The 26,492-nt window shown below is 34.1% G+C and carries 21 protein-coding genes, 1 pseudogene and 1 riboswitch; of the genes and pseudogenes, 13 read left to right on the forward strand and 9 right to left on the reverse strand.

What is annotated here, in order from left to right:
- The first annotated feature begins 159 nt into the window (after nt 1-159).
- The 5 genes from rfbB to DER71_RS05405 all read left to right on the forward strand — a co-directional run bounded on the left by rfbB (nt 160) and on the right by DER71_RS05405 (nt 5,461).
- Nucleotides 160-1,113 carry a dTDP-glucose 4,6-dehydratase gene (rfbB, locus tag DER71_RS05385; RefSeq protein WP_114458272.1) on the forward strand — a complete coding sequence of 318 codons (954 nt, stop codon included), beginning with the start codon at nt 160-162 and terminating at the stop codon, nt 1,111-1,113.
- A gap of 186 nt (nt 1,114-1,299) precedes the next feature.
- On the forward strand, nt 1,300-2,190 hold the full coding sequence (locus tag DER71_RS05390) for a LysR family transcriptional regulator (RefSeq protein ID WP_114474387.1): 891 nt from the start codon (nt 1,300-1,302) through the stop codon (nt 2,188-2,190).
- A 23-nt stretch (nt 2,191-2,213) separates the two neighbouring features.
- The gene (gene rffA / locus DER71_RS05395; protein WP_114458270.1) at nt 2,214-3,365 is read left to right on the forward strand and encodes a dTDP-4-amino-4,6-dideoxygalactose transaminase; all 1,152 of its coding nucleotides are present in this window, start codon (nt 2,214-2,216) and stop codon (nt 3,363-3,365) included.
- 9 nt (nt 3,366-3,374) lie between these two features.
- Nucleotides 3,375-4,121, forward strand: coding sequence for a glycosyltransferase family 2 protein (locus tag DER71_RS05400; protein WP_114458269.1), 747 nt, complete (start codon nt 3,375-3,377; stop codon nt 4,119-4,121).
- A gap of 95 nt (nt 4,122-4,216) precedes the next feature.
- Complete coding sequence (locus DER71_RS05405; protein ID WP_114458268.1) at nt 4,217-5,461, forward strand: ATP-grasp domain-containing protein; 1,245 nt, start codon at nt 4,217-4,219, stop codon at nt 5,459-5,461.
- Nucleotides 5,462-5,464: 3 nt separating this feature from the next.
- On the opposite strand, the gene DER71_RS05410 is transcribed toward DER71_RS05405, so the two are convergent.
- Nucleotides 5,465-7,039, reverse strand: a complete 1,575-nt coding sequence (locus DER71_RS05410; protein WP_114458267.1) for a glycosyltransferase family 39 protein — start codon at nt 7,037-7,039, stop codon at nt 5,465-5,467.
- A 197-nt stretch (nt 7,040-7,236) separates the two neighbouring features.
- Here DER71_RS05410 and DER71_RS05415 point away from each other — a divergent pair, with 197 nt between their 5' ends.
- Both DER71_RS05415 and DER71_RS05420 read left to right on the forward strand, forming a co-directional pair.
- Entirely contained in the window at nt 7,237-8,157 is a 921-nt protein-coding gene (locus DER71_RS05415; RefSeq protein WP_114458266.1) for a sulfurtransferase, read from the forward strand.
- Nucleotides 8,158-8,304: 147 nt separating this feature from the next.
- Nucleotides 8,305-9,201, forward strand: a complete 897-nt coding sequence (locus DER71_RS05420) for a rhodanese-like domain-containing protein (RefSeq protein ID WP_114458265.1) — start codon at nt 8,305-8,307, stop codon at nt 9,199-9,201.
- 196 nt (nt 9,202-9,397) lie between these two features.
- Here DER71_RS05420 and DER71_RS05425 read toward each other — a convergent pair whose 3' ends face one another.
- The 5 genes from DER71_RS05425 to DER71_RS05445 all read right to left on the reverse strand — a co-directional run bounded on the left by DER71_RS05425 (nt 9,398) and on the right by DER71_RS05445 (nt 15,852).
- A complete protein-coding gene (locus DER71_RS05425; protein ID WP_114458264.1) occupies nt 9,398-10,192 on the reverse strand; it encodes an ABC transporter ATP-binding protein in 795 nt (264 codons plus the stop codon).
- Nucleotides 10,193-10,324: 132 nt separating this feature from the next.
- Nucleotides 10,325-11,410, reverse strand: coding sequence for a MetQ/NlpA family ABC transporter substrate-binding protein (locus DER71_RS05430; protein WP_114458263.1), 1,086 nt, complete (start codon nt 11,408-11,410; stop codon nt 10,325-10,327).
- Nucleotides 11,411-11,704: 294 nt separating this feature from the next.
- Nucleotides 11,705-12,562, reverse strand: coding sequence for an ABC transporter permease (locus DER71_RS05435; RefSeq protein ID WP_114458262.1), 858 nt, complete (start codon nt 12,560-12,562; stop codon nt 11,705-11,707).
- 285 nt (nt 12,563-12,847) lie between these two features.
- Complete coding sequence (locus DER71_RS05440; protein WP_114458261.1) at nt 12,848-14,545, reverse strand: FAD-dependent oxidoreductase; 1,698 nt, start codon at nt 14,543-14,545, stop codon at nt 12,848-12,850.
- A gap of 44 nt (nt 14,546-14,589) precedes the next feature.
- The gene (locus DER71_RS05445; protein WP_114458260.1) at nt 14,590-15,852 is read right to left on the reverse strand and encodes a YeeE/YedE family protein; all 1,263 of its coding nucleotides are present in this window, start codon (nt 15,850-15,852) and stop codon (nt 14,590-14,592) included.
- 383 nt (nt 15,853-16,235) lie between these two features.
- On the opposite strand from DER71_RS05445, the gene DER71_RS05450 reads away from it, so the two are divergent.
- A complete protein-coding gene (locus DER71_RS05450) occupies nt 16,236-17,204 on the forward strand; it encodes an aminopeptidase (protein ID WP_114474388.1) in 969 nt (322 codons plus the stop codon).
- 30 nt (nt 17,205-17,234) lie between these two features.
- On the opposite strand, the gene hpt is transcribed toward DER71_RS05450, so the two are convergent.
- Together hpt and DER71_RS05460 are read right to left on the reverse strand one after the other, a co-directional pair.
- Nucleotides 17,235-17,765 (reverse strand): hypoxanthine phosphoribosyltransferase, encoded by a 531-nt coding sequence (gene hpt / locus DER71_RS05455; protein ID WP_114458258.1) that lies wholly within the window; start codon nt 17,763-17,765, stop codon nt 17,235-17,237.
- The gene (locus DER71_RS05460; protein WP_114474389.1) at nt 17,762-18,736 is read right to left on the reverse strand and encodes a cytidylate kinase family protein; all 975 of its coding nucleotides are present in this window, start codon (nt 18,734-18,736) and stop codon (nt 17,762-17,764) included. Before DER71_RS05460 ends, hpt begins: the two co-directional genes overlap by 4 nt.
- Nucleotides 18,737-18,904: 168 nt before the next feature.
- Between DER71_RS05460 and DER71_RS05465 the strand changes: the two genes are divergently transcribed.
- A complete protein-coding gene (locus tag DER71_RS05465) occupies nt 18,905-20,323 on the forward strand; it encodes a trehalose-6-phosphate synthase (protein WP_114474390.1) in 1,419 nt (472 codons plus the stop codon).
- Nucleotides 20,316-21,107, forward strand: coding sequence for a trehalose-phosphatase (otsB, locus tag DER71_RS05470; protein WP_114474391.1), 792 nt, complete (start codon nt 20,316-20,318; stop codon nt 21,105-21,107). Before DER71_RS05465 ends, otsB begins: the two co-directional genes overlap by 8 nt.
- On the opposite strand, the gene DER71_RS05475 is transcribed toward otsB, so the two are convergent.
- Nucleotides 21,104-22,291 carry a M20 family metallopeptidase gene (locus DER71_RS05475; RefSeq protein WP_114474392.1) on the reverse strand — a complete coding sequence of 396 codons (1,188 nt, stop codon included), beginning with the start codon at nt 22,289-22,291 and terminating at the stop codon, nt 21,104-21,106. The two genes, otsB and DER71_RS05475, sit on opposite strands and share 4 nt — an antisense overlap.
- Nucleotides 22,292-22,653: 362 nt before the next feature.
- Nucleotides 22,654-22,766: riboswitch (molybdenum cofactor riboswitch) on the forward strand.
- Nucleotides 22,767-22,781: 15 nt separating this feature from the next.
- Here DER71_RS05475 and DER71_RS05480 point away from each other — a divergent pair.
- From DER71_RS05480 to DER71_RS05490, 3 genes and pseudogenes are all read left to right on the forward strand, one after another.
- The gene (locus DER71_RS05480; protein ID WP_114474393.1) at nt 22,782-23,258 is read left to right on the forward strand and encodes a 4Fe-4S dicluster domain-containing protein; all 477 of its coding nucleotides are present in this window, start codon (nt 22,782-22,784) and stop codon (nt 23,256-23,258) included.
- Nucleotides 23,259-25,131: pseudogene (locus tag DER71_RS12485) on the forward strand (aldehyde ferredoxin oxidoreductase family protein).
- A 17-nt stretch (nt 25,132-25,148) separates the two neighbouring features.
- On the forward strand, nt 25,149-26,438 hold the full coding sequence (locus DER71_RS05490; RefSeq protein WP_114457164.1) for an NAD(P)/FAD-dependent oxidoreductase: 1,290 nt from the start codon (nt 25,149-25,151) through the stop codon (nt 26,436-26,438).
- Nucleotides 26,439-26,492 lie beyond the last annotated feature (54 nt).

A 26,492-nucleotide genomic window follows, 5' to 3' on the forward strand; every position in this document is an offset into this window, starting at 1 on the left:
AATACAAAAGGCAAGTTAGAGGATATACTGTTGGGCTAACAGGATTTTAAGCCTGTGGAGATGGTGGGTTACCACTTCTAAGAAGCAGGAATCCTCGTGGGCTTGCCCCGAGGAGGGTCAAATAATTAATATGAGATCTATTTTATAGGAGCGATTCTTATGAAAATTTTTGTTACAGGAGGAGCGGGATTTATAGGCAGCAATTTTATTCACTATATATTAGATAATTATGATGATTATATAATTAACTTTGATAAATTGACATATGCGGGTAATATAAAGAATTTAGAAGATATAGAAGCAGAGGATAATTACCAATTTTTTAAAGGTGATATTCTGGATAAAGATATGATGAAAAAAATATTTTTAAAAGAGGATATTGATTGTATAGTAAATTTTGCTGCTGAATCTCATGTGGACAGGAGTATTAGCGACTCTTCACAGTTTATTAAGACCAATATTGAAGGCACTCATAATCTTTTAAAGCTGGCGCTTGATTTCAATATAAAAAAATTTGTCCAGATGTCAACTGATGAGGTGTATGGTTCTTTAGATGACAGAGGCTCTTTTAGAGAAATTGATATTTTAAATCCAACAAATCCTTATGCTGCATCCAAAGCTGCGGCAGATATGATAGTTAATTCTTTTTATAAAACTTATGGGGTTTGTGTAAATATATGTAGATCATCCAACAACTTTGGGCCTCATCAGCATCCAGAAAAATTAATACCACTCTGTATAATAAATGCACTTAACAGCAGACAGCTGCCTTTATATGGTGATGGAAAAAACATTAGAGACTGGATATATGTAAAAGACAGCTGTAGAGCAGTAGATGCAGTGATGCGAAAGGGGAAATCTGGAGAAATATATAATATTGGAGCAGGAAGCGAAAAAACAAATTTGGAAGTGGCAGAAAATATTATTGAAATTTTAAACAGGAATATGGATTTAATAGAATTTGTTGAAGATAGAAAAGCACATGATTACCGCTATGCTTTAAATACAGATAAAATACGAGATGAACTCAACTGGGAGGCAGAGCATAAATTTTATTCTGCACTTAAAAAGACAGTTGACTGGTATTATCAGCATGTAGACTGGTGGGAATAATTGGGTAAAACCTTTTTATTTTGCAATAATTCTTGTTATAATCTGCAGATCATAATATAATATATTAAGAACATAGGTCAAAAATTATTTGTAAATATAAGGAAACTAAAAGTATATTTAAAAATCAAAATAAAAAGGTAATCAAAAACATGTGTAAAATTAAAAATGAAACGGGAAGGGATATTTATGCATATTGAAAGTCTGGAATACTTTCAAAAAATTGCTGAAGTTAAAAGTATATCAAAGGTGGCAAACTCTTCACATATTTCACAGCCAGCCTTAAGTCAGCAGATACAGAAGCTGGAAGATTCACTTGGCAAACAGCTCTTTTTGCGAAGCAACAGAGGAGTTAAATTGACAGAAGCTGGAGAAATAGTTTTAAAATATGCAGATAACATTATTAGAACATATAATAAAATGTTATCTGAGCTGACCGAGCAGCATAATGAAGAAATTAAAATTGCTGGAGAATATACCATTGCAACCTACTGCCTGCCCTGTGCGCTTTTAAATATGAAATTTAAGTTTCCCGGACACAATTATAATTTGATTTCTGATAATTCGATTAAAATAGAGCAGGATGTAATAAATGATATTTATGAGATAGGATTTATAACAAAACCGACAGAAGAAAATGAGCTTATAGCAGAAAAAGTTGTAAATGAAAAGGTAGTACTTATATCTCCCAACAGCTATCATCTTCCAGAAAAAATAAATCTGGTGGATGTTCTGGATCAGAAGTTTATAGTCTTAAAAGAAGACTGTATAATAAAAGAAAATTTTAAACAAGCACTTAAAAATATAGATTACAATTTTGAAAATATAAATATTATTTCTCGCCTGGAATCTACAGAAGCAATTAAAACACTTGTCCGCAGGGGCTTTGGTGTAGCTTTTGTTCCATATAATGCAGTTAAAGAGGAATATGCTGCCAATGATTTTCAGATATCACGTGTCAGTGATTATAATCTTGATTATGATATATTTATTATTCATAAAAAGCCGGAATTTCTGAGTGATTCTGTAAAAGAATTTATAAACACATTTAAAGCTCTGGGCAAACATATTTGTTATTAAAGATTGGGGTAAGAAATAAAATTATGAAAATACCTTTTAACAAAATTTATTTAACTGGAAATGAAATAAAATATATACAGGATGCACTTAACAGGGGCCAGCTGAGTGGTGACGGTTATTATACCAAAAAAGTTTCTACACTGCTCAGAAACAAATTCAAGTTAAATGAAATTTTTATGACAACTTCAGGTACACATGCTCTGGAAATGGCAGCAGATTTAATTAATTTAAAAGACGGTGATGAAGTAATAATGCCGTCTTTTACCTTTACTTCAACTGCTAATTCTGTACTGCTTAAAGGGGGGAAAGTTGTATTTTCTGAGATTTGTGAAGATACTTTAAATCTGGATCCAGAAAAAATAGAACAGCATATTACCGAAAAAACAAAAGCAGTAATACCTGTTCATTATGCAGGTGTTTCCTGCCGCATGGATGAAATAAAAGAAATTGCAGAAAAATATAACCTGTATGTAATAGAAGATGCTGCTCATGCAGTAAATGCCAGATATAAAGGTAATTATTTGGGAGGGATAGGTGACTTTGGCTGCTTCAGTTTTCACGGAAGTAAGAACTATGTCAGTGGAGAAGGAGGAGCGCTTTTAATCAATTCTAAAAATAAAGGCTTAATAGAGAAAGCAGAAATAATTAGAGAAAAGGGAACAAATAGATCCAGATTTTTAAGAGGAGATTTAAATAAATATACCTGGCTTGATAAAGGCTCAAGTTATCTACCTTCAGATCTTCTGATGGCCTTTCTGCTGGCTCAGCTTGAAAAAATGGATAAAATTAAGAACATGCGAAAAAAAATATACAGCTATTATTATCAGAGATTAAGCAAATATAGAGATTATAAATTTTTAGATTTAATTTCTTATATACCAGAATACTGTGACAGCAGTTATCATATATTTTTTTTGAAATTCAATAAAAAGTCATATAGAGATTATGTAATTATAAGGCTGAAAAAAGCAGGTGTCAATGCTTCTTTTCACTATCTTCCCCTTCATTCTTCACCTATGGGTAAAAAAATGGGTTATAAAGAAAATGATTTCAGTATAACCAATAAAGCAGCCGACACTATACTGCGTCTGCCGCTCTACCCTGATTTAACAGCAAAAGAGCTATCTTATATAGCAGATAAATTAGAAAATATTTTTTGTGATTTATGTCAGTGAGGTGTGAACATGTCAGCATTATTTTCGGTAGTTATTCCCGTATATAATGGGGAAAACTCTCTGGAAGAACTTTACCTGCAGATTAAACTAACTCTTGAAAAAATAACAGATGAATTTGAAATAATAATGGTAGATGACAGCAGTCAGGATAAAAGTTACAGCAAAATAGTAGAACTGAGCAGAAGGGATAGAAGAGTAAAGGGAATTAAATTAGCTCAAAATTTTGGCCAGCAGAATGCACTAATCTGTGGCTTTAATTATGTTAATGGAGATTATACTGTGACAATGGACGATGATCTTCAGCATGATCCGGAATATATTATTAATTTGTACCAAAAAATTAAAGAAGGGTATGATGCTGTATATGCTGTTCCTGAAGATAGAGAATACAGCTTTTATAGGAAATTAGGCTCCAAGCTGACTAATTATCTTTTTGACCTGATAACAAATAAAAGTCATAGTACAAGAGTCAGCAGTTTTAGAATAATAAAAAAAGAGCTTGTTAACAAGATTAGAGCAGAAAAGACATCATTTGTATACATTTCTGCTGTTCTGCTTAAACATACAGATAAAATTGCTAACATATATGTTTCACACAGTAAACGAAAATATGGAGATTCAAATTATAACAATTTTAAGCTCACCAGATTATTTTTAAAACTGTACATTTATTATGGAAAATTTTCATTTTTGAAATATTTGCGGAGCGAAAAAGAACAGTTTATAGTTGAAAAAACAACCTATAATCTTGAGTAATTGAAAAGAATTAAATACTATAAATAAATAAGCTGAGGAAGATTTATTTGAAAAATAGAAAAGATTATTAATTATATTATCTAAGGGTGAATAAAATGAAGCTGCTTGTATTGGGTGGAGGAAGTGGACAGATAAGTATAATAAAAAAAGCAAAAGAAATGGGTCATCAGGTTATTGTATCTGACTATTATGCAGATGCACCAGGAAAAAAATATGCTGATTATGGAGAAACTGTTAGTACATTTGATATTAAATCTAATATAGAGGTTGCCAAAAAATATAGTGTTGATGGAGTTTTAACTTCAGGTACCGATCAGCCGGTATATACTGCAGCCAGAACCGCAGAAGAGCTTAATCTGCCTTCATTTTTATCTTCGGATACTGCATTAAAAGTAACAAATAAAATGGAGATGAAAAAATTATTTGAAAAAGCAGATATTCCATCAGTAAAACATAAATTTCTTCAGCAGAATTTTTTAGATAGAGAATTAGAGAAATTTTCTTTTCCTGCTGTAGTTAAACCTCTGGACAGTCAGGGCCAGCGAGGAGTCTTTAAGCTGAACAGTATCGAGGAAGTAAGAAAGCGTTTTGCAGAAGTATTAAGCTTTTCCAGAGAAAATAAAATTTTGATAGAAGAATATTACAATAGTGGGGAAATTACAGTAAGTGGATGGGTCAATAAAGGAAAATTAAAAATTTTAACTATCACAGATCGAGTAACTTACGAAAATGGACCACATATCGGTATCTGTACAGCACATATTTTCCCTTCAAAATTTCTGTCTAAATATCATCAGGAAATAAAAAGCATGTCAGAAAAAATAGTAAAAGCCTTTCAAATTAAAAATGGACCGATATATTTCCAAATGTTAATTGGTGATAATGGTATAAAAGTTAATGAAATCGCCTGCAGAATCGGTGGTGCTTATGAAGGTGATTTTATGCCATCACTGACAGGAGTTGATATTCTTGAGATGATGGTAAATTTAGCATTAAATCAGGAGATAGATTACAGTTCACTAAACAGATATCAATTAAAAGAAAACCAAAACTGGCTTTCTGTTCAGCTGTTTTTTGCACTTCCCGGCAGGATAGCAGATATAAGCAGTACTGAAGAAATTCTCAGCCTGGATGGTGTTTCTCAAATTGGATTTAATTTTAAAAAAGGTGATAAAATAAAGAAAATAGAAAATGCTACTGAGAGAGCAGGCTATTTTATTGTAAGAGCAGAGAGCAGAACTGAATTAAAAGAACGTCTCAAAAAAGTTTACGACAGGCTTAAAATTGTTGATAATCAGGGAAAAAATCTTATTATAAGAGAAATAGGGGAAGTGTTTTAAAGATTATTTTGTTATAACTTTATAAATTTTTACAGACCAGTTCTTTTCACCAATATATCTTACAATACGTACAGCATATGTTTTATCGTTAAATTGATATATAAGTTGAGTATTATTATGCAGGTATTCTTTCATCTCATTATAATAAGGGTAGGGATTTCCATAAAGAATATTCCATTCTGGACGTGTATTATAAATAAAATCCATTTCTTCAGGATAAATAATATATTCAATATTATTTTTGTCTATATATTCAGCAAAAGAAAGATTACTTTTCTCTAGATAAGATAAATTCCTATAATCAAATAAACTGCCATCTTCAAAATAGTAATCACAATTTAGGTTGGCCAGAACATTATCCTCTGCCTTAACAGCAGAGGATATATTTTTGAGATAATCATTGTAATCAGAAAATGAGCTATTAATAACAGCAGTAAAGGTATTTATAGACAGTATTAAAAGCAGAACCAGTACAGCAGAACAGGCATATTTGATTTTAAAGTCTGCCAAAAGTTTTGCGGCCAGCAGATAAAATAGGGGAAAAATAAATATAATAGAGGTCTGATTATATCTGCCGATGATAGCATAGCCAAGATTGATGGAAATAATGGAAATCAACAAAATAAATATTAACTTATTTCTATCTTTAATCCATTTAATCAGGCCGGCGGCAAAACTGAAAAAAAATAGGGTGAGCTGTATTTTTATAGGAGGTATGTAATAAGTGCCGCTTACTCTGTAAAAAATTTTTTTATAAAAATAATCAAGGCTGTCAAATTTACTGGAAAAGGTATTTAAAACTCCCAGACTTTTTCCATATCTGGCATAGTTTATAAAAAAATCAGCATCAAAGCCCAGACTAATCAATATATATATAACAGCAAAAGAAGCAAGTGTGAGGGCAAAGACTGCATAATTTTTTATATTTACAGCTGATGAGAAGAAAAGAGCATATGTATAAAGCAGGATAAAAGGCAGTGAAATAATAAAAATATTTGGATGAATTCCCATACTTATACCCAGAATACAGGCCAGAATAAAGTCTTTGTGATATACTTTAGTTTTTTTGTAATTTTCATCATTCTGATATATAGATTTATTGTTAAGTAAAAAATAATAGAAAGCGGCCAGGAAAATAAAGACTAATATGATTTCCTGTCTGGCAAAATGTGAACTATAGATAAAATGAATATCAAAAGTCAGCAGAAGCACTGTTAAATATCTTAAAATTTTATTATCAATAAAGATTTCTGTCAATCTGTAGAAAAAATAAATAGAAAATGTTCCAAAAATGAGGGAAATCAATCTAAAAGAAAAGATATTATAACCAAAAAGTTTAATAAAAATAATCTGCAGAAAATGAAAAATAATTTTCACAGCGTGAGGACTGCGTGGATAGAGGTCAAAAAAAGGTTCAGTCACAGCAAAACTCTTTTGATTAAGCATATGGCGTGATAGCCCGCTCAGCCATGCTTCATCAGAGTGGACAAAAGGGAATTTATCTAAAAATAGAAGATTAACAGCGAAAAAAATTATAATTATAAAATATATGGGTTTTATTTTTTTGAGATAATTCATTTTTTAGCCTCATTTAAGATTTGTTTTATTTGCTTCCAGTATACCATTTAATTATTCAGAGCTGCAAGTAAAGCTATTTATTAGATAATCGAATGCACTATTTAAAATAGTTATACCTATAAACTCACTTTGTGTTTTATAATATATATAGATTGTTCTAAATTTAACAATATACTTTAATTTCTGGAGGTGAAGAAGTGAAAAAATTATCAATTTTGTTGTTAATTATTTTAGCTTTTTCTTTAATTTTAACAGGTTGTACAGGTAATATAACGTTTCCGGGTGAAATTAACCAGGATATAATTACAGCAGATGAGGCTTTAAAGATGATTGAGGATGAAGAGGTAGTAGTAGTTGATACTCAGAATTCTGGTGATTTTGAAGATCGGCATTTAAATGGTGCGGTTAATATTACCAGAAGTGGCATAACTACTTTTGGTCCTTTTCCGAATATGCTGGCATCAGCAGCTAAGATAGAATCTACTTTAGGTGAAAATGGTATAGGAAATCAGACAAAAGTAATTATTTATGATAATAATAATAATATGGATGCAGCTCGTCTGTGGTGGACAATGCTTGTTTACGGTCATGATACAGACAATATGAAGGTAATTAGTGGTGGTTTAAATGCTCTAAAAAGAGCAGGAGCCGACTTTATTTCCGGTGATTATACGGTAGAGGCAGCAGAATATTCAGCATCTGAAAAAAATGAAGAATTTATAGCCGATAAAGAGGAAGTACTTGCCCAGGTTAATAATCCTGCTGAAGATGTAGTAATACTTGATGTCAGAACTTTAGAAGAAATTAATGAAGGAATTATTCCAGGAGCTGTTCACGTTAATTATGTTGATAATAATAAAGATAATGGAGAGTATTATCCAGCAAATTATATTCAGAGATATTATCCTGATAATGGTATAACACCGGACAAAGAAGTTATTATGTACTGCCAGACTTCAATTAGAGCAGCACAGACTTTTCTTGCTCTGCACAATGCAGGATATAGAGATTTGAAGATTTATGATGGTGCCTGGATTGAATGGTCATCAGATAGTTCAACACCTAAGGCTGTGCCTACTGGTGCACCAGCCAAACCCAGTGCCCAGGATGGTTCTTAAAAAAATAAATAGTTCTTAACTGATTGATTATAAATACTGTGGTTAAGAACTTTTTATTTAATGAAGTTTGTGAAAAATATGGTAATATACTGCAGTTTTGTGATTCAGTTTTAAAAATCTTTATTAAAAAAATCTAGGAGGAATAAAATGAAAAGAAAAATTATATTAACAGCTGTTTTTGTTGTAATGGCTCTAGTACTTTCCGCCTCTGCTTTTGCGGTGTCAGATGCAGTAGAAGATGCAGTTAATGGTTATTTTGCAGATCTGCCTTCCGATAATTCTATGATAGGAGAAGCAGAGTTTGTAGAAAAAGTTAAGGCTGGAGAAGATCTCTTTATTTTAGATATCAGACAGCCTGATGTTTATAATGAAGGTCACGTAAAAGGTGCAGTTAATATACCCTGGGGCCCAGAAGCAATTCCAGCTGCTTTAGATAAGTTACCCGGAGATAAAACAATTTATGTTTACTGCTATACAGCTCAGACTGCTAACCAGACAGCTGCTTTATTAAATTTTGCTGGTTTTGAGGCTAAGTCAGTTAGATTTGGCTGGAACTTAGGTATTTCAAGAGTTGCAGGTTATGAAGAAATAGTTGAAACTGAAGCACATCAACTTGGTGGAGTTACAGATTATAAGATTAATGCAGATCTTAAAGCTGCAGTTGAAGATTACTATGCAGGTTTAGCTGATGTTAGTGATACAATATATAAAAACTATAAGATTGCTGAAGATATGTTAAAAATGGCTGTAGATTCTGGTGCAGATATAATGATAGTATCAATCAGACAGCCTAAAGATTTTGCTGAAGGTCACATCAAAGGTGCAGTTAATATTCCCTGGGGTGCTGGTATGCAGCAGTATTTTGGACAGCTGCCGCAGGATAAAAAGATAGTAGTTTACTGCTACACAGGTCAAACAGCAGGTCAGGCCGTAGCAGGTTTAAGAATGTTAGGTTATGATGCTGTATCACTTAATGGTGGTATGGGTACTCCTGCTAACAAGCCTTATGGTTGGTCTAACAAAGGTTATGAAGTAGTAAAGTAGTAGTGCAGTAAATTTAGTGCAGTAAATTGAAAATTAAAAAACTGAATATCTGATAAAATAAAATTTATAGATATTAAAAAGGAGCCCTTAAGGGCTCCTTTATGTTGTTTGTACATATATTTATAGATTATTTTAAAGCCAATTATATTTTCTTAAGATTTTGATCAAATTTACACTCTAGTTAAAGATCTTAAATTTAATCAATTTGGCTGTGGATGATATCCATAATTTCATTTTTGACTTCAAAATAATCTTCATTATAAATTACTTCTTTAGAACCTTTTTCAAAAATTTGATTGGTAAAATCAACATTAAAGATTTTTATAATTTCTCCCGGCTGTTTGGACATCACAACAGCTCTATTAGCCAGCAAAAGCGCTTCATCTACATCATGAGTGATAAAAAAGATAGTAGTGTTGTTTTCTTTCCAGATATTGCGAATTAAGTTCTGCATATTTTCTCTGGTTAAAGCATCCAGAGCTCCAAAAGGTTCATCCATTAGAACTACCTGAGGATAATTTGCCAGAACTCGAGCAATAGCTACCCGCTGTTTCATACCTCCGGATAATTCAAAGGTGTAGTTTTCCCCAAAACCGCTTAAATTAACTTCATCTAAGAAAAATTCTCGGATTTCTTTAATTTCAGTTTTAGGTAAATCGCGCATTTTGGGGCCAAATTCTACATTTTCATTAACTGTCATCCAGGGGTAAAGAGTGGGAGATTGAAAAACGACACCTCGATGCCAGTCAGGTCCATCAACTTCTTTTCCCTGCATTAAAACTCTGCCGGAAGTAGGCTTTACATAACCAGCAATACATTTAAGCAGTGAACTTTTACCACAGCCGGAAGGTCCTAAAACACAGATGAACTCACCTTTATTAATTTCTAAGTTGATATTTTTTAGAGCCAGAGTAGAGTTAATACTTTCCCCATACTCCAGACTCATATTTTCAATTTTAATTAAGCTTTCTTTATTTGTTTGAGCAGACATAAAAGATATCCTTTCCTGATTAACTATACTATGGTGTGTCCACAAAAAGGGTATTTACGAAAAATGAGTTAGAGACGCAAATAACCTTTTTACGGGAGAACCATACTATATATATAATTGAAAATTACTTCTTTAATTATTCTGATCATTTTTTAAAGATATTTTTATATATTCTGGATTAACATATTTATTAAAAGCTGCTTGAGAAGGAGATTCTTCTATAGAGCCCTGCCGCTGCAGAAAGTCAGAAGTATCTTTCATCACTTTAGCAAAGCTGCCAGGCTGATCAGCAGTGCCAAAGAAATCTTGACTTAAAAGTTCTTCTCTAGTTTTCCAGGTGGTGCCGCGCATCTGATGGAGAGCGACTTCGGTTTCAATTCCAAGTTCATTACCTGCAATTTCAGCTGCTTTTTTCGGATTATTTCTATAAATGTCACCGGCTTCACTTAAAGCAGAAATAAAATCAGCAACTAATTCGGGATATTTCTCTGAAAACTTCTTACGAACAACCTCTACATTGGCAGTTATATACCCTTTTTCAGCCATTTCGCTGCTGTCAGTTAAAGTATAGCCGCTTTTTAAAAGCTGGGCCAGGGTTGGCTGCCAGGTATAAGCTGCCTGAATATCACCGCGCTCCCAGGCTGCTACAATTTCGGCAGTCTGCATATCCAACAGCTGGACCTGATCTTCTATGCCTGCTTCTTTTAGTACATTTAAAAGAATATAGTGGGAAGTAGAAGCAAAAGGGACTGCAATTCTTTTTCCAACTAGATCTTCAACTTTTTCAATTCCAGAACCATTTTTGACTGCCAGAGCTTCATTTTCTCCCAAAACTTCATGAATCCAGACTAATTCAACATTAAGTTCACGTGCTAGAGCAGTAATAGCATTGGTGTTTCCCATAGTTGCAAAATCAATACTGCCGGAAGCTAAAGCCTGATTGGCCTCTACACCTGAGTCAAAAATTCTGGTATTAACTTTAATTCCACGTTCGGTAAAATATTTATCAAAAAAACCTTCTGCAAGAGCAATAGTTTCATCATTTGGAACCCTTAAAATCCCAAAATTAATCTCTTCTGGCAGTTCTTCCTCAGCAGCTGTATTTTTAATTTCTTGACCTTCATTTTGAGCCTGCTCATTACTACAGGCAGTTAAAGTTAAAGCCAGAGATGTGATTAAGAAAATAAGCATTATCTTTTTTAAATATTTATTTTTCATTGTCTTTCCCTCCAGATTTGTGATACGTTACGTCAAATCTAATAGTTTTAAAATTTATCTCACAATATTTTAATATATTTCAAACAATATAGTTATAGGAGTTTCCCCAAAATTTATTTTCAAGCTGCAAAAAGGGGGCTTTAGTCATCAACGAAATTTTTAGATTTATCTAAAACTCAATTCGGGTGTGAAATAGGGCACATTTCGTTAAGATTCATTGACTAAAAATTTCAATATTCCTGCATCTCCCCTTTTTGCAGCAGTATATAAAAAATGGGGAAAGTCCAGATATAGTTAAACATGACCCTTCCAAAAAATAATTTTTCTTTCTAGAAATCTTAAACCAGCATCAATTATCACACCTGTAATTCCCATAATTATAATTCCAACAAAAATTACATCACTTTTCAAAAAATTGGATGCATCTAAAACCATCCAGCCTATGCCAGATGTTGCGGCAACCATTTCTGAGGAGACAAGGGTTGTATAGGCAACACCAAAGGCGGTTCTAATTCCAGTAAAAATTTCAGGTAGAGAAGCAGGAAGCACAATTTTAAAAAAAACATCCTTTTGAGCTGCTCCCAGTGAGCGTGCACTTAAGACAAAGTCCTGATTTAACTTCCGGACTGCAGAAACACAGGCGATATAAATAGGAGCAAAGCCAGCTAAAAATAAGAGAATCTGTTTGGAGGTATCATCGATTCCAAACCAGAGCACTAGAAGTGTATAATAAGCTAGTGGTGGTAAGGGACGATAAAATTCTACAACAGAATCAATTACTGCTTCAACTTTGTCAAAATAACCACTTAATAAACCAAGAGGAACAGCAGTAAAGATGGCAAAGAAGAGCGCCACAAATAAGCGTTTAAAACTGGCTCCTAAATGAAGCCAGAGAGGAACTCCATTATAACCATTTTCTAGAATTCTTAAAAACGCCATCCAGACTCTTGCAGGTCCAGGAAGAAGAGTGGGAGTAAAGATACCTAACTTAGTAATTATATACCAGGTAAGAAAAATAGAAGCCCAGGTTATAAAAGTGAGGGCCTTTTCTGTTTTAGTTTTTTTATTTTTTTCAGATTCGCGGTTAACTTTTGGATGATTTGCTGCTGGCTTTTCTTTTTGTTTATTGTTTTTCTTTTTATTTAAAGCCATTTTTTACACATCCTCATAATTATCACAATCTTTTTGAACATAAGTCATATACTACCATTCAAGATATCATATTTGCTGTAAATTATCAATTTCAAAATAGCTGATAAATGATTAAAAAGACCACCAAGTTTAATCCTGATGGCCTAATTGGGGTACCTGGTACTTAGAAATTTAATCCAGGTACCCGGGCTCTTTTAATTTTCGATTATAACTAGTATTAACCGAGCTGATTGGAAGAAATTATCAAGTTGCAATTAAACAATAAAGTCCCCAGCCAGCATTATTTTACTCAAAATTATATTCAGTTACAATTTTTTCTCTATCTGTTGTTTGATCCAGATAATATTCGTAGCAGCAGATGCCGAGAAATGATCCTGAGATATTATACACATTATCATAACCCATTCCCTGTAGAGCCATTACAGCATTGTAGCTTCTCTGTGCTGAACGGCAGTGCAAATATACAGGCTGATCTTTAGGGATTTCATCAGTTCTTTCTCTTAATTCACTTAAAGGAATATTAACAGAATTAACAAGATGTCCTTTCGCATATTCATCTTCTTCGCGGACATCTACTATAAATGCATCATTTTCTACCAGTTCTCTTACTTCTGTAACTCTCACCTGTTCAAATACCCCATTGAGTAGATTTAATCCTACAAGTGCTGCATGGTTAACCACATCTTTTGCTGTACCAAATAAAGGTGCATAACACAGTTCCATTTCTTTGAGATCTTCTAATGTTCCATCCATTAAAATAAGTGCTGCAATTACATCTATTCTTTTATCTACATTACCTCTACCGATGGCCTGGGCACCGATAATTTTTCCTGTCGGGTATTCATAAATAAGTTTAAAATGCATTGGATTGCTTTCCGGCATTAAACCAACTTTGTCTCCAGGTATAACATATACAACATCATAAGAAATACCGGCTTCTTTTGCGGTTTTTTCGTTTAAACCAGTAGAAGCAGCATTTAAGTCAAAGACTCTAACTATTGAGGAGCCAATAGTGCCATTGTTTCTGTGCGGGATACCATAGATATGGTCAGCAGCAGCTCTTGCCTGTCTCTGTGCTGGCCCTGCTAAAGCCAGTCTTGTGTTTTTGTGTGTTAGTCTGCTGTAAACTTCTACAGCATCTCCAACAGCATAAATATCCTCATCACTTGTCTGATAATTGTGGTCTACTTTGATTCCACCTGTTTCTCCTATTTCCAGTCCTGCATCTTTAGCCAGATCTGTTTCTGGAGAAACACCAATTGCCATTACAACAGCTTTGGCATCGATTTTTTTTCCTGACTTTAAGATAATAGAGTCATCAGTAATTTCCACAAGAGCATCATTTAAAACAAGATTTACTTTTTTATCATAAAGTTCTTTATGCAGCAGCTGTGCCATATCGAAATCAAAAGGAGCCATTACCTGATCCATTGCCTCTACAAGACTTACATTTTTGCCGGCATTATGAAGATTTTCAGCAACTTCAATACCGATAAATCCAGCACCTATAACAGCAATATCTTCAATATTGTTTTCATTAATATAACTATATAATTTATCAATGTCCACTACATTTCTGATTGTAAATACATTATCTTTTTTAACTCCCTTGATACTTCCTGGAAGAATTGGATTAGCACCGGGTGAGAGTACTAGTTTATCATAGGATTCTTCATATTCTTCACCAGTCTCTAAATTTTTGACTGCTACCTTTTTTTCTTTTCTTTTTATTTTAGTGACTTCACTATTTACCCTTGCATCAATATTGTACTGAGTTTTAAAGCAGTTAGGACTCATTAAGACAAGGTCATCACAGCTGTCAATTGTATCACTTAGACGATAGGGAAGACAGCAGTTGGAAAAAGAAACATGTGGACCTCTCTCAAACATAACTATTTCTGCTAATTCGTCCAATCTTCTGGCTCTGGCAGCAGCAGATGCACCACCAGCTACACCACCAATAACAACAATTTTATTACTCATAATTAATTTCCTCCTGTAAAATTTTATTTTTGAAAGCCAAATTACTAGCTGTAAATTTTATCAGTAAATTTATTACTTACAAAACCACCAATTATCATAAATACTAGGAAAAACCATCCAGACAGTGAGAAGTTTGCAATTGGTGTATAGAGAGCTCCAACATTACATCCATTTGCAAAACGAGTTCCAAGTCCCATTGTTATACCACCAAGTGCATATAGTAATGCTTCTTTTTTAGAAATATTTAATCCGGCAGTAAATGATTCGGATAATTTAGCGGCTGTAAGAGGATAAATTACTGCACCAACAATAATACCAAAATTCTGTACAGAAATTTGATGTTCAAAAAATGGCAGATCAAATACTGATGCTGACATATGTGTAAACTCTGCCAGAGATTCAGCAGAAATACCAAATAGCATTAAAAATTTACCAAACCAGATTCCATAAGGAGTAGAAGCACCCCATCCGGCTCTGGTAATACCCATCATAAGTGTAAAGATCATCGCCAGAACTATTCCACCCTGTTTTAGAGTCCAGGGTTTTTCAAAAAAGTGATAATAGGTATCTGAACTAAATAGTTTAAAATTATTTAGATCGATTGAATCTACTTCATCCTGAACCTTTTCTATTGGAAGACCTTTATATTTGCCTGTTTTGATCTGATAATGCTCATAGAAATAAGATAAAATTATGAAAAGAAGACAGAGACCGCCAAGAAATGCCAGTCCTCCCAGATAACCTTCAAACCCATCTCCCTGGAAAAGGTCAGGCAGAAATACACCACCAGATGTTCTATACCCTATATAAGTACTGTACCATGATTCTTTAACCCAGCTGGCTGTATTTTGTATCGGGAAGCCGAGGAAAACACCTATGCCGAAAAAAATAAGTGTAATAAATGCCCTTGGAAGTCCTACTGGCAGGTCAGTTAAAACTCCAGTTGCACAGCATACAGAAAGAGACATTCCAAATCCAAATAAAAATCCTCCCAAAAGAAGACCGGTATTTATTGGGTTGATCCACAGATTATAGCTGGCAGGATCTTTTCCAAAAAGAAATGCAGTTGTAAGAAGTGCTGTTATAAAAAACATAAACATCAGGGTTCTCATTAATTTAGTAGAACCTGTTCTGTAGGCTCTGTTTACACTTCCAGCAAATCCGGTGTACGCTCTTGTCAGTGTATATCCTATTCCTGTACCAACAAGCAATCTAAAAAATAAAATATCTGTTTTTAAAAAGAATTTAGCGCCAATTAATACTATTAAAGCAGCTGCAAATCCTATTAATCTTTCAAAATTTTTCACTTTGTTACCTCCCTCATATATCTTTAGATTTAATAATTATATTAATAAAGAGCATAATTAAAATTATTATATGCAGAAATATTATTTATAAAAACTTTGTTCTTAAATTCGCAAAAAAAAGCAAAAAAATACCTGTCACCTCTCTTTAAATAATATTATATTCACAAAATCATATTCTACTGATAATTATATACCATCTATAATTAATACTAAAATAATAATATCTTATACTGAATAGCTATATTTTATATATGAGTGATTAACTATATATTAATTAATGTAGAAAAATATAAATAATAGGAAAATAATGCATAATAAAATTGAGAAAAACAATAATATATTATAAAATAGCTGTAATACTTAATTATCAGGGAGGAATGAAGTTGAGTCTTAAAAATTTAAAAAAAGGTGCTGAAATAATTCTGAAAGATTGTATGAATGTTGGTGAAAAAGAAAACTTGCTCATAGTTTCAGATTTTGAAAATAAAAAAGTTGCAGAAGTGTTAGCAGAATATGGTAAAGAACTTGGAGCTGAGGCTGCTGTAGTTAATTTTTTTAAAAGAAGTTCTCATGGAGAAAATCCGCCTGAACCTGCTATATCTGCTTTATGCAGAGCAGATGCGGCTGTACTGGCAGCAGTTTATTCTTTAACTAATTCAGCAGCAAGAAGAAAAGCAGTTGAATCTGGCACAAGGATTATAAGTATCCCAGACTGCAGTGAAGAACTTTTTGATTCTTCAGCATTAGATGTTGATTTTAAAGAACAGAAAAAAATAATAGATAAGATAGGAAATTTAATGACCGAAGGAAAAACTATTTCTGTAAGTTCTGAGGCTGGCACAGATTTTACTGCAGAATTGTGTGGTAGAGAGAGTGTTAAACAGACAGGACTGGCAGATAAAGCGGGCAGCTGGTCACCCTTTCCCAATATTGAAGTCGCAGTTGGACCGGATGTTGGAACTTTAAATGGAATATTTGTTGTTGATGGAGTAATTATTCCCGGTGGATATGTTGATAGGCCTGTCGAAATAGAAATTCAGCAGGGGTGTATTACTGAAATTAAGGGGGGCAGGTCAGCACAAAAGTTTAGTAAGCTGCTGGCATCTTTCAACTGTGAAAATATCTATAATATTGTTGAAATTGGTATTGGCTGTAATCCAAACTCTGAATTTGGTAAAGGAAGTATGGGAGAAGATGAGAGCAAATTTGGCACTCTACATCTTGGCATTGGAGAAGGTAATAGTTTTGGTGTTTCTAATACTGCCCCTGCCCATCTTGATCTTGTTATTAGAAAGCCTCGGGTTGAGATTGATGGACGATTAATACTGGCAGATGAAAAACTGCAGATATGAAAGGGTTAACAGCAGATATATTACTGTTTTCTATTCTATATTATATTCTACAATATAAGGTAAATTTCTATATTTCTCTTTATAATCCAGTCCATATCCTACAACAAAATGCTCAGATATTTCAAATCCAACATAATCTATAGGAAGTTCAACTAGTTTTTTATCAGTATTATTAAGCAGTGTACAGATGCTTATTCCGGCAGGGCTGCGTGCTTTTAGATTTTTTAGAAGATAGCTGTGGGTTAAACCTGTTTTTATTATATTTTCTATCACCAGAATTTCTCTGCCGGTGATACTAAATTCTAAATCTCTAATAACTCTTATAACACCTGTATTGTCTTCATTTGTGGAGTGGCTTAACTCTAAAAAATCAAGTTTTAATGGAAGGTCCAGCTTTCTTGTCAGGTCAGCCATAAAATAGAGAGAACTTTTTAAGATACTTACAACTATTAACTCTTTATTCTGATAATCAGCATTAATTTCGTCAGCTAATTCTGAAATTCGATTTTTTATTTTTTCTTTTGACAGTACTATTTTCCCCAATCTTTCATCTTCTCTCATTTATTTTCCTCCTCACTATTTCCATTTAATTCAAACTTATCAATAAGGCTGTTAAAGTCTTTTTTGTAAACAATCTTTATATTTATATGTGGATAAATTTCCTGCAGCAGGCGAACTTTTTTGTTTTTTTCTGTAACATATTTGCGGTTCATTGTTGTTAATTCAATATAAGTATCATATTCAGTCAAATAAAAGTCCGGTCTAAATCCCATTCTGATATTACCTTCAGCATCCCACTCGAGAGGAAATTCTGTCGGCTCATATTTCCATTTAATGTGGTGCATGTCCAGTATTTTGGCAAATTCTTTTTCACTGGGATGGGCAAAATTATATTCTGTTTTTTCTTTTTCAGGTTTTTCTTTTTTTTCAGGATCAGCAAGTGGTTCCGGGTTTTCTTTTTTGAAATCTATTAAACTCATTAAAATTGTAAGAGCCTGTTCTGTAGATAATCCATCACTGTTTAGAGAAATATGATAAAGGGTGAGATCTGACCAGTCTTCATTAAAAACTCTCCATACATAGCGCCTCCGCTTGCGGTCACTTAATTCAATTGACCGTTCAGCCTGTTCTCGGGGAAGGCCATATTTTTTATTTAGTTTTTTTATTCTCTGTTCCTGAGAAGCTGCTATCTTGATATGGATACCACCAGGGTGATGGCGGAATATTACCTGAGACCCCAACCCTACAATTAATAAATTCTGTGTTTCAGCCAGCTCTATTAATTTTTTTTCTATGTAATCAGCAAAAGTCTGATTATTATCGGATTTATTATCTATTGCTTTGGTGTAAAATTTGGAACTCTGCTGAAGCATATGCAGCTGATGTTCATCAGCAACCTGGGGGAGCCAGTTTTTTAAAATAAAATCACGATTAATAAGTTTTAGCCCCAGCCGATTTGCAAGTTCTTCTGCTATTTCGTCACCACCACTTGCTGTCTGTCTGGAAATAGTTATAATTTGCAAGATATTCATCCTTTCTTAAATCTTTCTTTCTTAAATCTTTATTTAACTTTATTATAACACAGCAGAAAAATTTTAACTACAATTTGTTAGAAAATTAAGGAAATTAAGATTATGCTTTTGACACCTGTCATATTAGCTGTTAATATTAATAATAAGGAGATGAGGGGGTTGTTAAAAATGGGAGCAGATCTTTCTGAAAGCAGACTAGTACTTGTTTCCAATGGAGAACCTTATAAACATGAATTTATAGATGATAGAATAGAAAAAGTGAAGTTAGCTGGTGGGTTAACTACCGGTTTAGATCCACTTATGCAGGAAGAAGGCGGCCTCTGGATTGCCTGGGGAAGAGGAGATGCTGATTTTGAAGTGGTAGATGGAGATAATAAGGTAAAGGTACCTGATGAAAATGGATATACTCTTAAGAGAATTAGATTGAGTTCTGATGAGCAGGATGGGTTTTATTATGGCTTTTCCAATGAAGTTATGTGGCCTATCTGTCACACGTTTATCAGCAAAGCTAATTTTAAAGAATATTACTGGAACAGCTATAAGACAGTTAATAGAAAATATGCAGACAGTATTATTGAAGAAATTAAAGAAAATGATCTGGTCTGGATACATGATTATCACCTTGCTCTTGTGCCGGGGATGATTAAAGAAAGAGCTGATCAAACTAAAATTTCTGTTTTCTGGCATATTCCCTGGCCTGCCTGGGAAGCATTTAGAACCATTCCCTGGAGAAAAGAAATTTTAGAGAATTTGCTGCAGTCGGATTTTATTGCTTTTCACACAGAATTATTTTTATATAATTTTATCAGCTGTGCAGATCAGATCGGAGCAGAAGTTAACTATCGGAAACAGGAAATAAAGTACAAAGGTAGAAAAACTAAGATAAGCAGTATACCATTGGGAATAGATTATGATAAATTTTCTAAATTAATTGATAACAAAAATTATTATAAAGAAGCAGAAAAAATAAAAAAGAGATATAATATAGAAAAATTGATTTTTGGAGTTGACCGCCTTGATTATACCAAAGGCATCTGGCAGAGGCTTAAAGGGATCGATAAATTTTTTGAAAAATATCCTGAATATAGAGGTAGAGTGACAGTTCTTCAGCGTGTTTCCCCAAGCAGAAATAAAGTGGCTGAATATGAGAAGATGAGGGAAAAAATAAATAAAAAGATTGCTGAAATCAATGGGAAATATCAAAAAGATAACTGGGTACCGGTTAAATATTTTTATGGTTCCTTACCACAGGAAAAGCTCCTCCCCTATTATAAAGCAGCAGATGCAGCACTGATTACTCCTCTGATAGATGGGATGAATTTAGTGGCAAAAGAATATCTTGCTGTCCAGGAAGATGGGGTACTGATACTGTCAGAATTTGCCGGTGCGGCAGAGTACCTTGATAATGCGCTGATTGTAAATCCATATAACCAGGAAGAAATAGCAGATTCCATTTATAGTGCTCTAACAATGCCGAAAAAAGAAAGGAAAGAGCGTCTAAAGATTGAAAAAGAAAAGCTGAAAAAATATGATATTAACTGGTGGAGAGATTCTTTTTTAAAGCAGTGGGCTGAAGTATATGAATAAAAAATACCTTCTGCAGGAGAGAAGTCTAAAAGAAGTAAAAAATAAAATTGAAGCAGCAGAAAATATTTTTCTTTTTCTCGATTATGATGGTACTCTGGCTCCTTTTTCTGATAAACCGGAGCAGGCAGATGCTTTTCCGGGAATTAAAGCGGTATTAAAAAGGCTGCTTTGCAGGTCAGATCTATATATATGCTTGATTTCCGGGAGAGCACTAAATGATCTGGAGTCTATGCTGAAATTAAAGGGTTTAAATTATGCAGGAAGCCATGGACTGGAAATTGATCTCAATTTTGCAGAAAAGGTTATTTATCCCATTTATAAAAAAGATGAATTTAGATCTGTATTTGAAGAATTATTATCAGATATTGAATTAAAAATAAATGATGATATAAAAATTGAGGATAAGGGTTTTGCAGCTGCTTTTCACTGTAATAATGATCTGGAGAAAGTATCTGTCCAAAAAACTTTGGAAACTAAAATTAAAAAATTATCTTTAGATAATCTGGAAGTTATTTCCGGACGTCAGGTTGTAGAAATTAGGCCTGCTGGTTGGAATAAGGGAAAAGCAGTAAATTATATAGCTGACAGATTTAAAAAACAGTATAATCTTAATAGTGGGTATAATATTTATCTTGGTGATGATAGGACTGATGAAGATGCGTTTGCTGTAATTGAAAAAGGATTGAGTATTTACGTAAAAAATAGTGGTGATTTACACACATCTGCTGAATATTATCTAAATAATCCAGAAGAAGTATATTTATTTTTGCGAAACCTGCTTTAATTAGAGCAGGTTTTTTTAAATTCTTTTTTTATTTTTTCTAATTTTTGCCTGTCACTATAAATTTTAAGTCCTGTTAATGCCAGAGCTTTTATTCCATTTATCAAAACAGTATGACCTTCTTTAGTAGTGGTTTTTTCTGCGAGTTCTCTTGTATGTCCTGTAAGTTCACTGCCCAGATTAATATATGGGTGAATAACAGGGATAACATGACTCACATTTCCCATATCTGATGATCCGTAGTGGTGTGCTGCTGGTTCTATTTTATTGGTTCCGATTTCTTTCATACTCTGCTCAAAAATATCTGCCAGCATCCGATTTGGTCTGAGATCATCATTGGGATTTTCGTATTCCTTCCATTCGACTTTACATCCTGTCATTAAAGCTGCTCCTTCAGCAGTATTTTCCGCTTTTTTGATAATTTCCTGCAGGTATTTTTTATCTCTGGCCCTGAAGTAGAATTGAGCTTCGGCTTCATCGGGTACAATATTGGCAGCTTCTCCACCATTTGTAATAATACCATGTATCCGAGCATCATCCCGCAAATGTTCTCGCAGTGCATTAATGCCATTAAAAAACTGTATTACTCCATCCAGTGCATTTATGCCCTTCTCTGGAGCTCCAGCAGCATGAGCAGTTTGACCATGAAAATTAAACTGAATTGCTTTTATTGCCAGTGTTGTAGAATAGACCTGATTAATATTGGAAGGATGGAGAAGCATTGCACAGTCTATATTATCAAAAACACCTGTTTCTGTCATCTGTACTTTAGCTCCACCTGTTTCTTCAGCCGGACAGCCGATAACTACAATTTTACCTCCTTTTATGTTCAGTTTACTTAAAGCAATTCCGGCAGCTGTACTCATTGCTGCAATCATATTGTGTCCACAGCCATGTCCTATATTCGGCAGTGCATCATATTCACAGAGAAAAGCAATAGTCGGTCCATCTCCATTAAAATTATAGCTGGCCCTGAAAGCAGTTTCGATACCTGAGAGATTTTTTTCTATGCTAAAATTGTGGTCAGCAAGAATTTCTGTTAGTAGAGAGGCAGCTTTGTATTCTCTGTAACCTAATTCAGGATTTTCAGCAATATAATCATTGATGTAAAAGGCTTCTTCTTTTAAATTTTCTATTTCAGAAAAAAGAGATTCCCGAAGTTTTTTTAAATCCGAATTGCTATTCATAGTTTATTCACCCTTAATTTTAATTTTTTTACAAATCAGTATTTTTCAGCCACATTTTACAGCAGAATTATATATATGTAGTTGATTTATATAAATTTTATCTGATATCATGTTTAAAATCCAGTTAATCTGATAATTTTTTTAAAAATTAAAGAGATAATATGATTCAATCGGTGCTATTTAGATTTCATAACATTTATTAAAGAACTGAAAATTTTACAAATTGTATGAAAATTAGTTAATTTTAAAAGGTATTTTTAAATTTTTATAGAAATATATTTGTAGAAAAATATTTATAAACACAAAAAACATAAAAAGGCAAATATTATAATTTTTTAAATATCAATTTAAATATTAAGCTGTTTACAATCTTCTTCCGACCTGTCTCCACCTATATTTAGGCGGCTCAGGCGTCAGGGTTATAGGAGTAATTCTATGGCCTGCCATTGTGCAAAGGAGGATATAAAATATAAAGGGAGGGGATTTACAGTTGAAAAAAATTGTTATCGAACCTGAAAAATGTACTGGATGTCGTGACTGTGAACTGGTGTGCTCAATGACAAAAGAAGGAGAATTTAATCCGATGCGGGCACTTATCAAAGCAGTTTATTTTCCGGAGGAGATGGTGACCGTTCCTCTTACCTGTTTACAGTGTGAGGACCCACTCTGTATGGATGTCTGTCCTGCCAGCGCTATTGGCAGAAATGAGGCAGGGGCAGTAGTAATCAATGAAGACAGATGTATTGGCTGCCATATGTGTGTAAGTGTCTGTCCGGTAGGGGCAATAAAAGATGTTCCCGGCAGGGGTGTAGTAACAAAGTGTGATTTATGTAAGGGTGAACCTGCCTGTGTTGACATCTGTTCTGCTGGTGCACTGAGCTATGAAGAAACAGATGAATTTGACACAGCAAGAAGCAGGAGTGCTGCTGAAGAAATCAGAAAAGTTTTAAAAGGGGGGCAGCTATAAATGAAAGGCTATACAGGAAAATTTTTGCGAATTGACCTTACTCATGGAAATGTAAAAGAAGAAAAATTAAATCCAAAATTAGCAAAGAATTATATAGGAGCAAGAGGTCTTGCGGTAAAATACTTTTATGATGAAGTAGCTGCTGATATAGACCCGCTTAGTCCGGAAAATAAACTCTTTTTAGCAACCGGTCCACTAACAGGAACAATGGCTAATGCTGGAGGAAGATTGGATGTCGTAACAAAAGGACCTCTAACAGGTGGGATTACTGGATCAAATACTGGCGGTTACTGGGGCGCAGAGCTAAAATATGCAGGTTATGATATGCTTGTATTTGAAGGTAAAGCTGATAAACCTGTCTATGTCTGGATTGATAATGGAGAAGTGGAAATACGTGATGCATCACACCTCTGGGGTAAAAACACATATGAAACAGATACTAAGTTAAGAGTTGCGATAATATAATTTTAATATTTCTTCTGGATAAGGTAAAAACACATATGAAACAGATACTAAGTTAAGAGAGGAAACACATAAAGAAGCCCGTGTTCTGAATATTGGCCCGGCTGGAGAAAATCAGGTGTTATTTTCTAATATAATGAATGACCGCGACAGGGCGGCCGGCCGGACCGGTGTTGGTGCTGTTATGGGTTCGAAAAATCTTAAAGCTGTTGTTGTGAGAGGTAAAAAAGGCATACAGGTAGATAATAAAGAAAAGTTTATGGAAACAGCTTTTGAGGTCAAGAAAAAAATAAATGAACAGGGTTTAACAGGTGAAGGACTTGCTGCTTTAGGAACTGCCAGTCTTGTAAATGTAATCAATGAGAACGGGAATTTACCGACAAGAAATTTCCGGGAAAGTATGTTCGAAAATGCAGATAAAGTCAGTGGAGAAACCCTTGCTGAAAATCTCTTGATTAAAAATAAAGCCTGTTTTGGGTGTGCAATCGCATGTGGTCGAGTAACAGAAGTACCATCTGGAAAGTATAAAGGTAAAGGAGAAGGTCCTGAATACGAAACTCTATGGGCATTTGGACCTGACTGTGGTATAGATAATCTGGAAGCTATAACAAAGGCCAGTTATTTATGTAATGATTTAGGTATTGATACAATTACAATGGGAACAACTATTGCCTGTGCTATGGACATGCAGGAAGATGGGATTCTCAGCAGAGAAGAAACCGGCCTTGATTTAGAATTTGGAAATGAGGATGTAATTATTGAAGCAACAAAACTGACTGCTGAAAAGAAAGGATTTGGCGAAAAATTAGCCAGAGGTTCATATCGCCTGGCTGAAGAATATGGAGTTCCAGAATATTCTATGACCAGTAAAAAACAGGAGTACCCTGCCTATGATCCAAGAGGAAGCCAGGGAATGGGGCTTGAATATGCTACTTCCAATAGAGGTGGCTGTCATGTCAGAGGGTATATGACTTCTCCTGAAGTTCTCGGCCTTCCACAGAAGCTGGATCCTGAGACAACTGAGGATAAAGCTTTCTGGACAAAAACATTTCAGGATCTAACTGCAGCAGTAGATTCTGCCGGCTTATGTCTATTTAATACATTTGCCATTGGTGGAGATGAAGTATACAGACTGCTGAATTATGCTACAGGTTTTGATTATACAGAAGAGGAACTCATGAAAGCTGGAGAAAGAATCTGGAATCTGGAGCGCCTCTTCAATTATAAAGCAGGTATTACTAAAGAAGATGATACTCTAAATCCACGTCTGCTGAATGTTCCTATTAAATCAGGTCCAAGAGCAGGCAATGTGGTTAAACTTGATGAGATGCTGACAGAGTATTATCAGCTGCGCGGCTGGAATGAAAAGGGTATACCATCAGAAGAGAAAAAAGATGAACTGAAATTATAGCAAAATGGGGGTAAATTATGAAATATGTAATTATAGGCAGCAGTGCCGCCGGACTAAGTGCACTGGAAACTATCCGCAAATATGATACACATTCTAATATTACAATTGTTACAGCAGATAGTGCCCGCCCCCATTCAAGAATTTTAACCAGCTATCTTATTGGTGATCAAATTGCGGAGGAAAATATTTTCCTCCGCTCTCCTGACTATTTTGATGAGATGGGAGTAGAGGTGCTGGACCGCTGTAGAGCAGAAGAAATTAATTCTGATAAAAAGGAATTAATTCTTTCTTCTGGAGAAAAAATAAGTTATGATAAGCTGTTGATAGCAACTGGAAGCAGTCCTAAAATGCCTGATTATAATGGAAAAGAACTTAAGGGTGTTTTTAACCTCCGTGATTATGGTGATGTAATTAAAATAAAGAGTTATCTGAATGATGTTAGGGTAGAACACTGCTTTATCCTTGGTGGTGGTCTGGTTGGTATGAAGGCTACAGAAGCATTTTATAATCTCAATAAAAAGGTAACAATAATTATTCGTTCCCCTCAGGTCCTATCACAGATGCTTGATCCAGAGGCCGCTTTTCTGGTGGAGAAATATCTTAAAAGTAAAGGAATTAACATAATGACAGGTGAGTCTCCAGCAGAAATAATCGGAAATGAACATGTAAAGCAGATAAAACTCCAGAGCGGCAAAACTCTAACAGGAGAACTGGTTCTGGTGGGTAAAGGGGTAAGACCCAATACTGATTTTGTAAATGGCGAAGTTGAACTCAACAAATATGGGGAAATTATTGTTGATCAAAAGATGCAGACAGGCACTGAAAACATTTTTGCTGCCGGTGATGTTGTTTCTGCTCCTGATTTTCTGGAAGACGGAAATTCTGCTTATGCAATCTGGCCCGATGCGATTTGGCAGGGTAAAACAGCAGCCAAAAATATGCTGAATATTGAAAGCAGCTATGAAGGTGGACTTAATTTGAATGCTCTTAAGATAATTGATCTTTTATTTTATGCTGTTGGAAAAGTCCAGCTGAATGATGAAGAAAAAGAAAAATATAATGTTTATGTCAGAAATGAACCTGGAAAGGGTATTTACCGCAAATTAGTATTTTCGGGTCACAGGCTGATAGGAGCAATTACTATTGGTCAGACAGATGATATAGGTGTTCTTTATCTGCTGATTAAAAAGCAGATAGAAATAGAAAATAGAGCAAAACACATATTAAAACATGGTATAAACTATGCTGAACTTATGAAGGAAAAAGTTTTATTAAAAACAGCAAATTTTGAACTGACAATTGTGTAAAATAGATTAAAAATAAATGTAGAGCACAGAGAAGCTCCCTGGTGGGGGTTTCTT

The organism is Halanaerobium sp. DL-01 (assembly GCF_003338615.1).
In the GTDB taxonomy this organism is placed as follows: domain Bacteria; phylum Bacillota; class Halanaerobiia; order Halanaerobiales; family Halanaerobiaceae; genus QPJE01.

Excerpts from the sequence above, each read along its gene's own strand:
- rfbB (WP_114458272.1), top strand. The coding sequence starts at position 160 with ATGAAAATTTTTGTTACAGGAGGAGCGGGATTTATAGGCAGCAATTTT.
- DER71_RS05390 (WP_114474387.1), top strand. The coding sequence starts at position 1,300 with ATGCATATTGAAAGTCTGGAATACTTTCAAAAAATTGCTGAAGTTAAA.
- rffA (WP_114458270.1), top strand. The coding sequence starts at position 2,214 with ATGAAAATACCTTTTAACAAAATTTATTTAACTGGAAATGAAATAAAA.
- DER71_RS05400 (WP_114458269.1), top strand. The coding sequence starts at position 3,375 with ATGTCAGCATTATTTTCGGTAGTTATTCCCGTATATAATGGGGAAAAC.
- DER71_RS05405 (WP_114458268.1), top strand. The coding sequence starts at position 4,217 with ATGAAGCTGCTTGTATTGGGTGGAGGAAGTGGACAGATAAGTATAATA.
- DER71_RS05410 (WP_114458267.1), bottom strand. The coding sequence starts at position 7,039 with ATGAATTATCTCAAAAAAATAAAACCCATATATTTTATAATTATAATT.
- DER71_RS05420 (WP_114458265.1), top strand. The coding sequence starts at position 8,305 with ATGAAAAGAAAAATTATATTAACAGCTGTTTTTGTTGTAATGGCTCTA.
- DER71_RS05425 (WP_114458264.1), bottom strand. The coding sequence starts at position 10,192 with ATGTCTGCTCAAACAAATAAAGAAAGCTTAATTAAAATTGAAAATATG.
- DER71_RS05430 (WP_114458263.1), bottom strand. The coding sequence starts at position 11,410 with ATGAAAAATAAATATTTAAAAAAGATAATGCTTATTTTCTTAATCACA.
- DER71_RS05435 (WP_114458262.1), bottom strand. The coding sequence starts at position 12,562 with ATGGCTTTAAATAAAAAGAAAAACAATAAACAAAAAGAAAAGCCAGCA.
- DER71_RS05440 (WP_114458261.1), bottom strand. The coding sequence starts at position 14,545 with ATGAGTAATAAAATTGTTGTTATTGGTGGTGTAGCTGGTGGTGCATCT.
- hpt (WP_114458258.1), bottom strand. The coding sequence starts at position 17,765 with ATGAGAGAAGATGAAAGATTGGGGAAAATAGTACTGTCAAAAGAAAAA.
- DER71_RS05460 (WP_114474389.1), bottom strand. The coding sequence starts at position 18,736 with ATGAATATCTTGCAAATTATAACTATTTCCAGACAGACAGCAAGTGGT.
- DER71_RS05465 (WP_114474390.1), top strand. The coding sequence starts at position 18,905 with ATGGGAGCAGATCTTTCTGAAAGCAGACTAGTACTTGTTTCCAATGGA.
- otsB (WP_114474391.1), top strand. The coding sequence starts at position 20,316 with ATGAATAAAAAATACCTTCTGCAGGAGAGAAGTCTAAAAGAAGTAAAA.
- DER71_RS05475 (WP_114474392.1), bottom strand. The coding sequence starts at position 22,291 with ATGAATAGCAATTCGGATTTAAAAAAACTTCGGGAATCTCTTTTTTCT.
- DER71_RS05490 (WP_114457164.1), top strand. The coding sequence starts at position 25,149 with ATGAAATATGTAATTATAGGCAGCAGTGCCGCCGGACTAAGTGCACTG.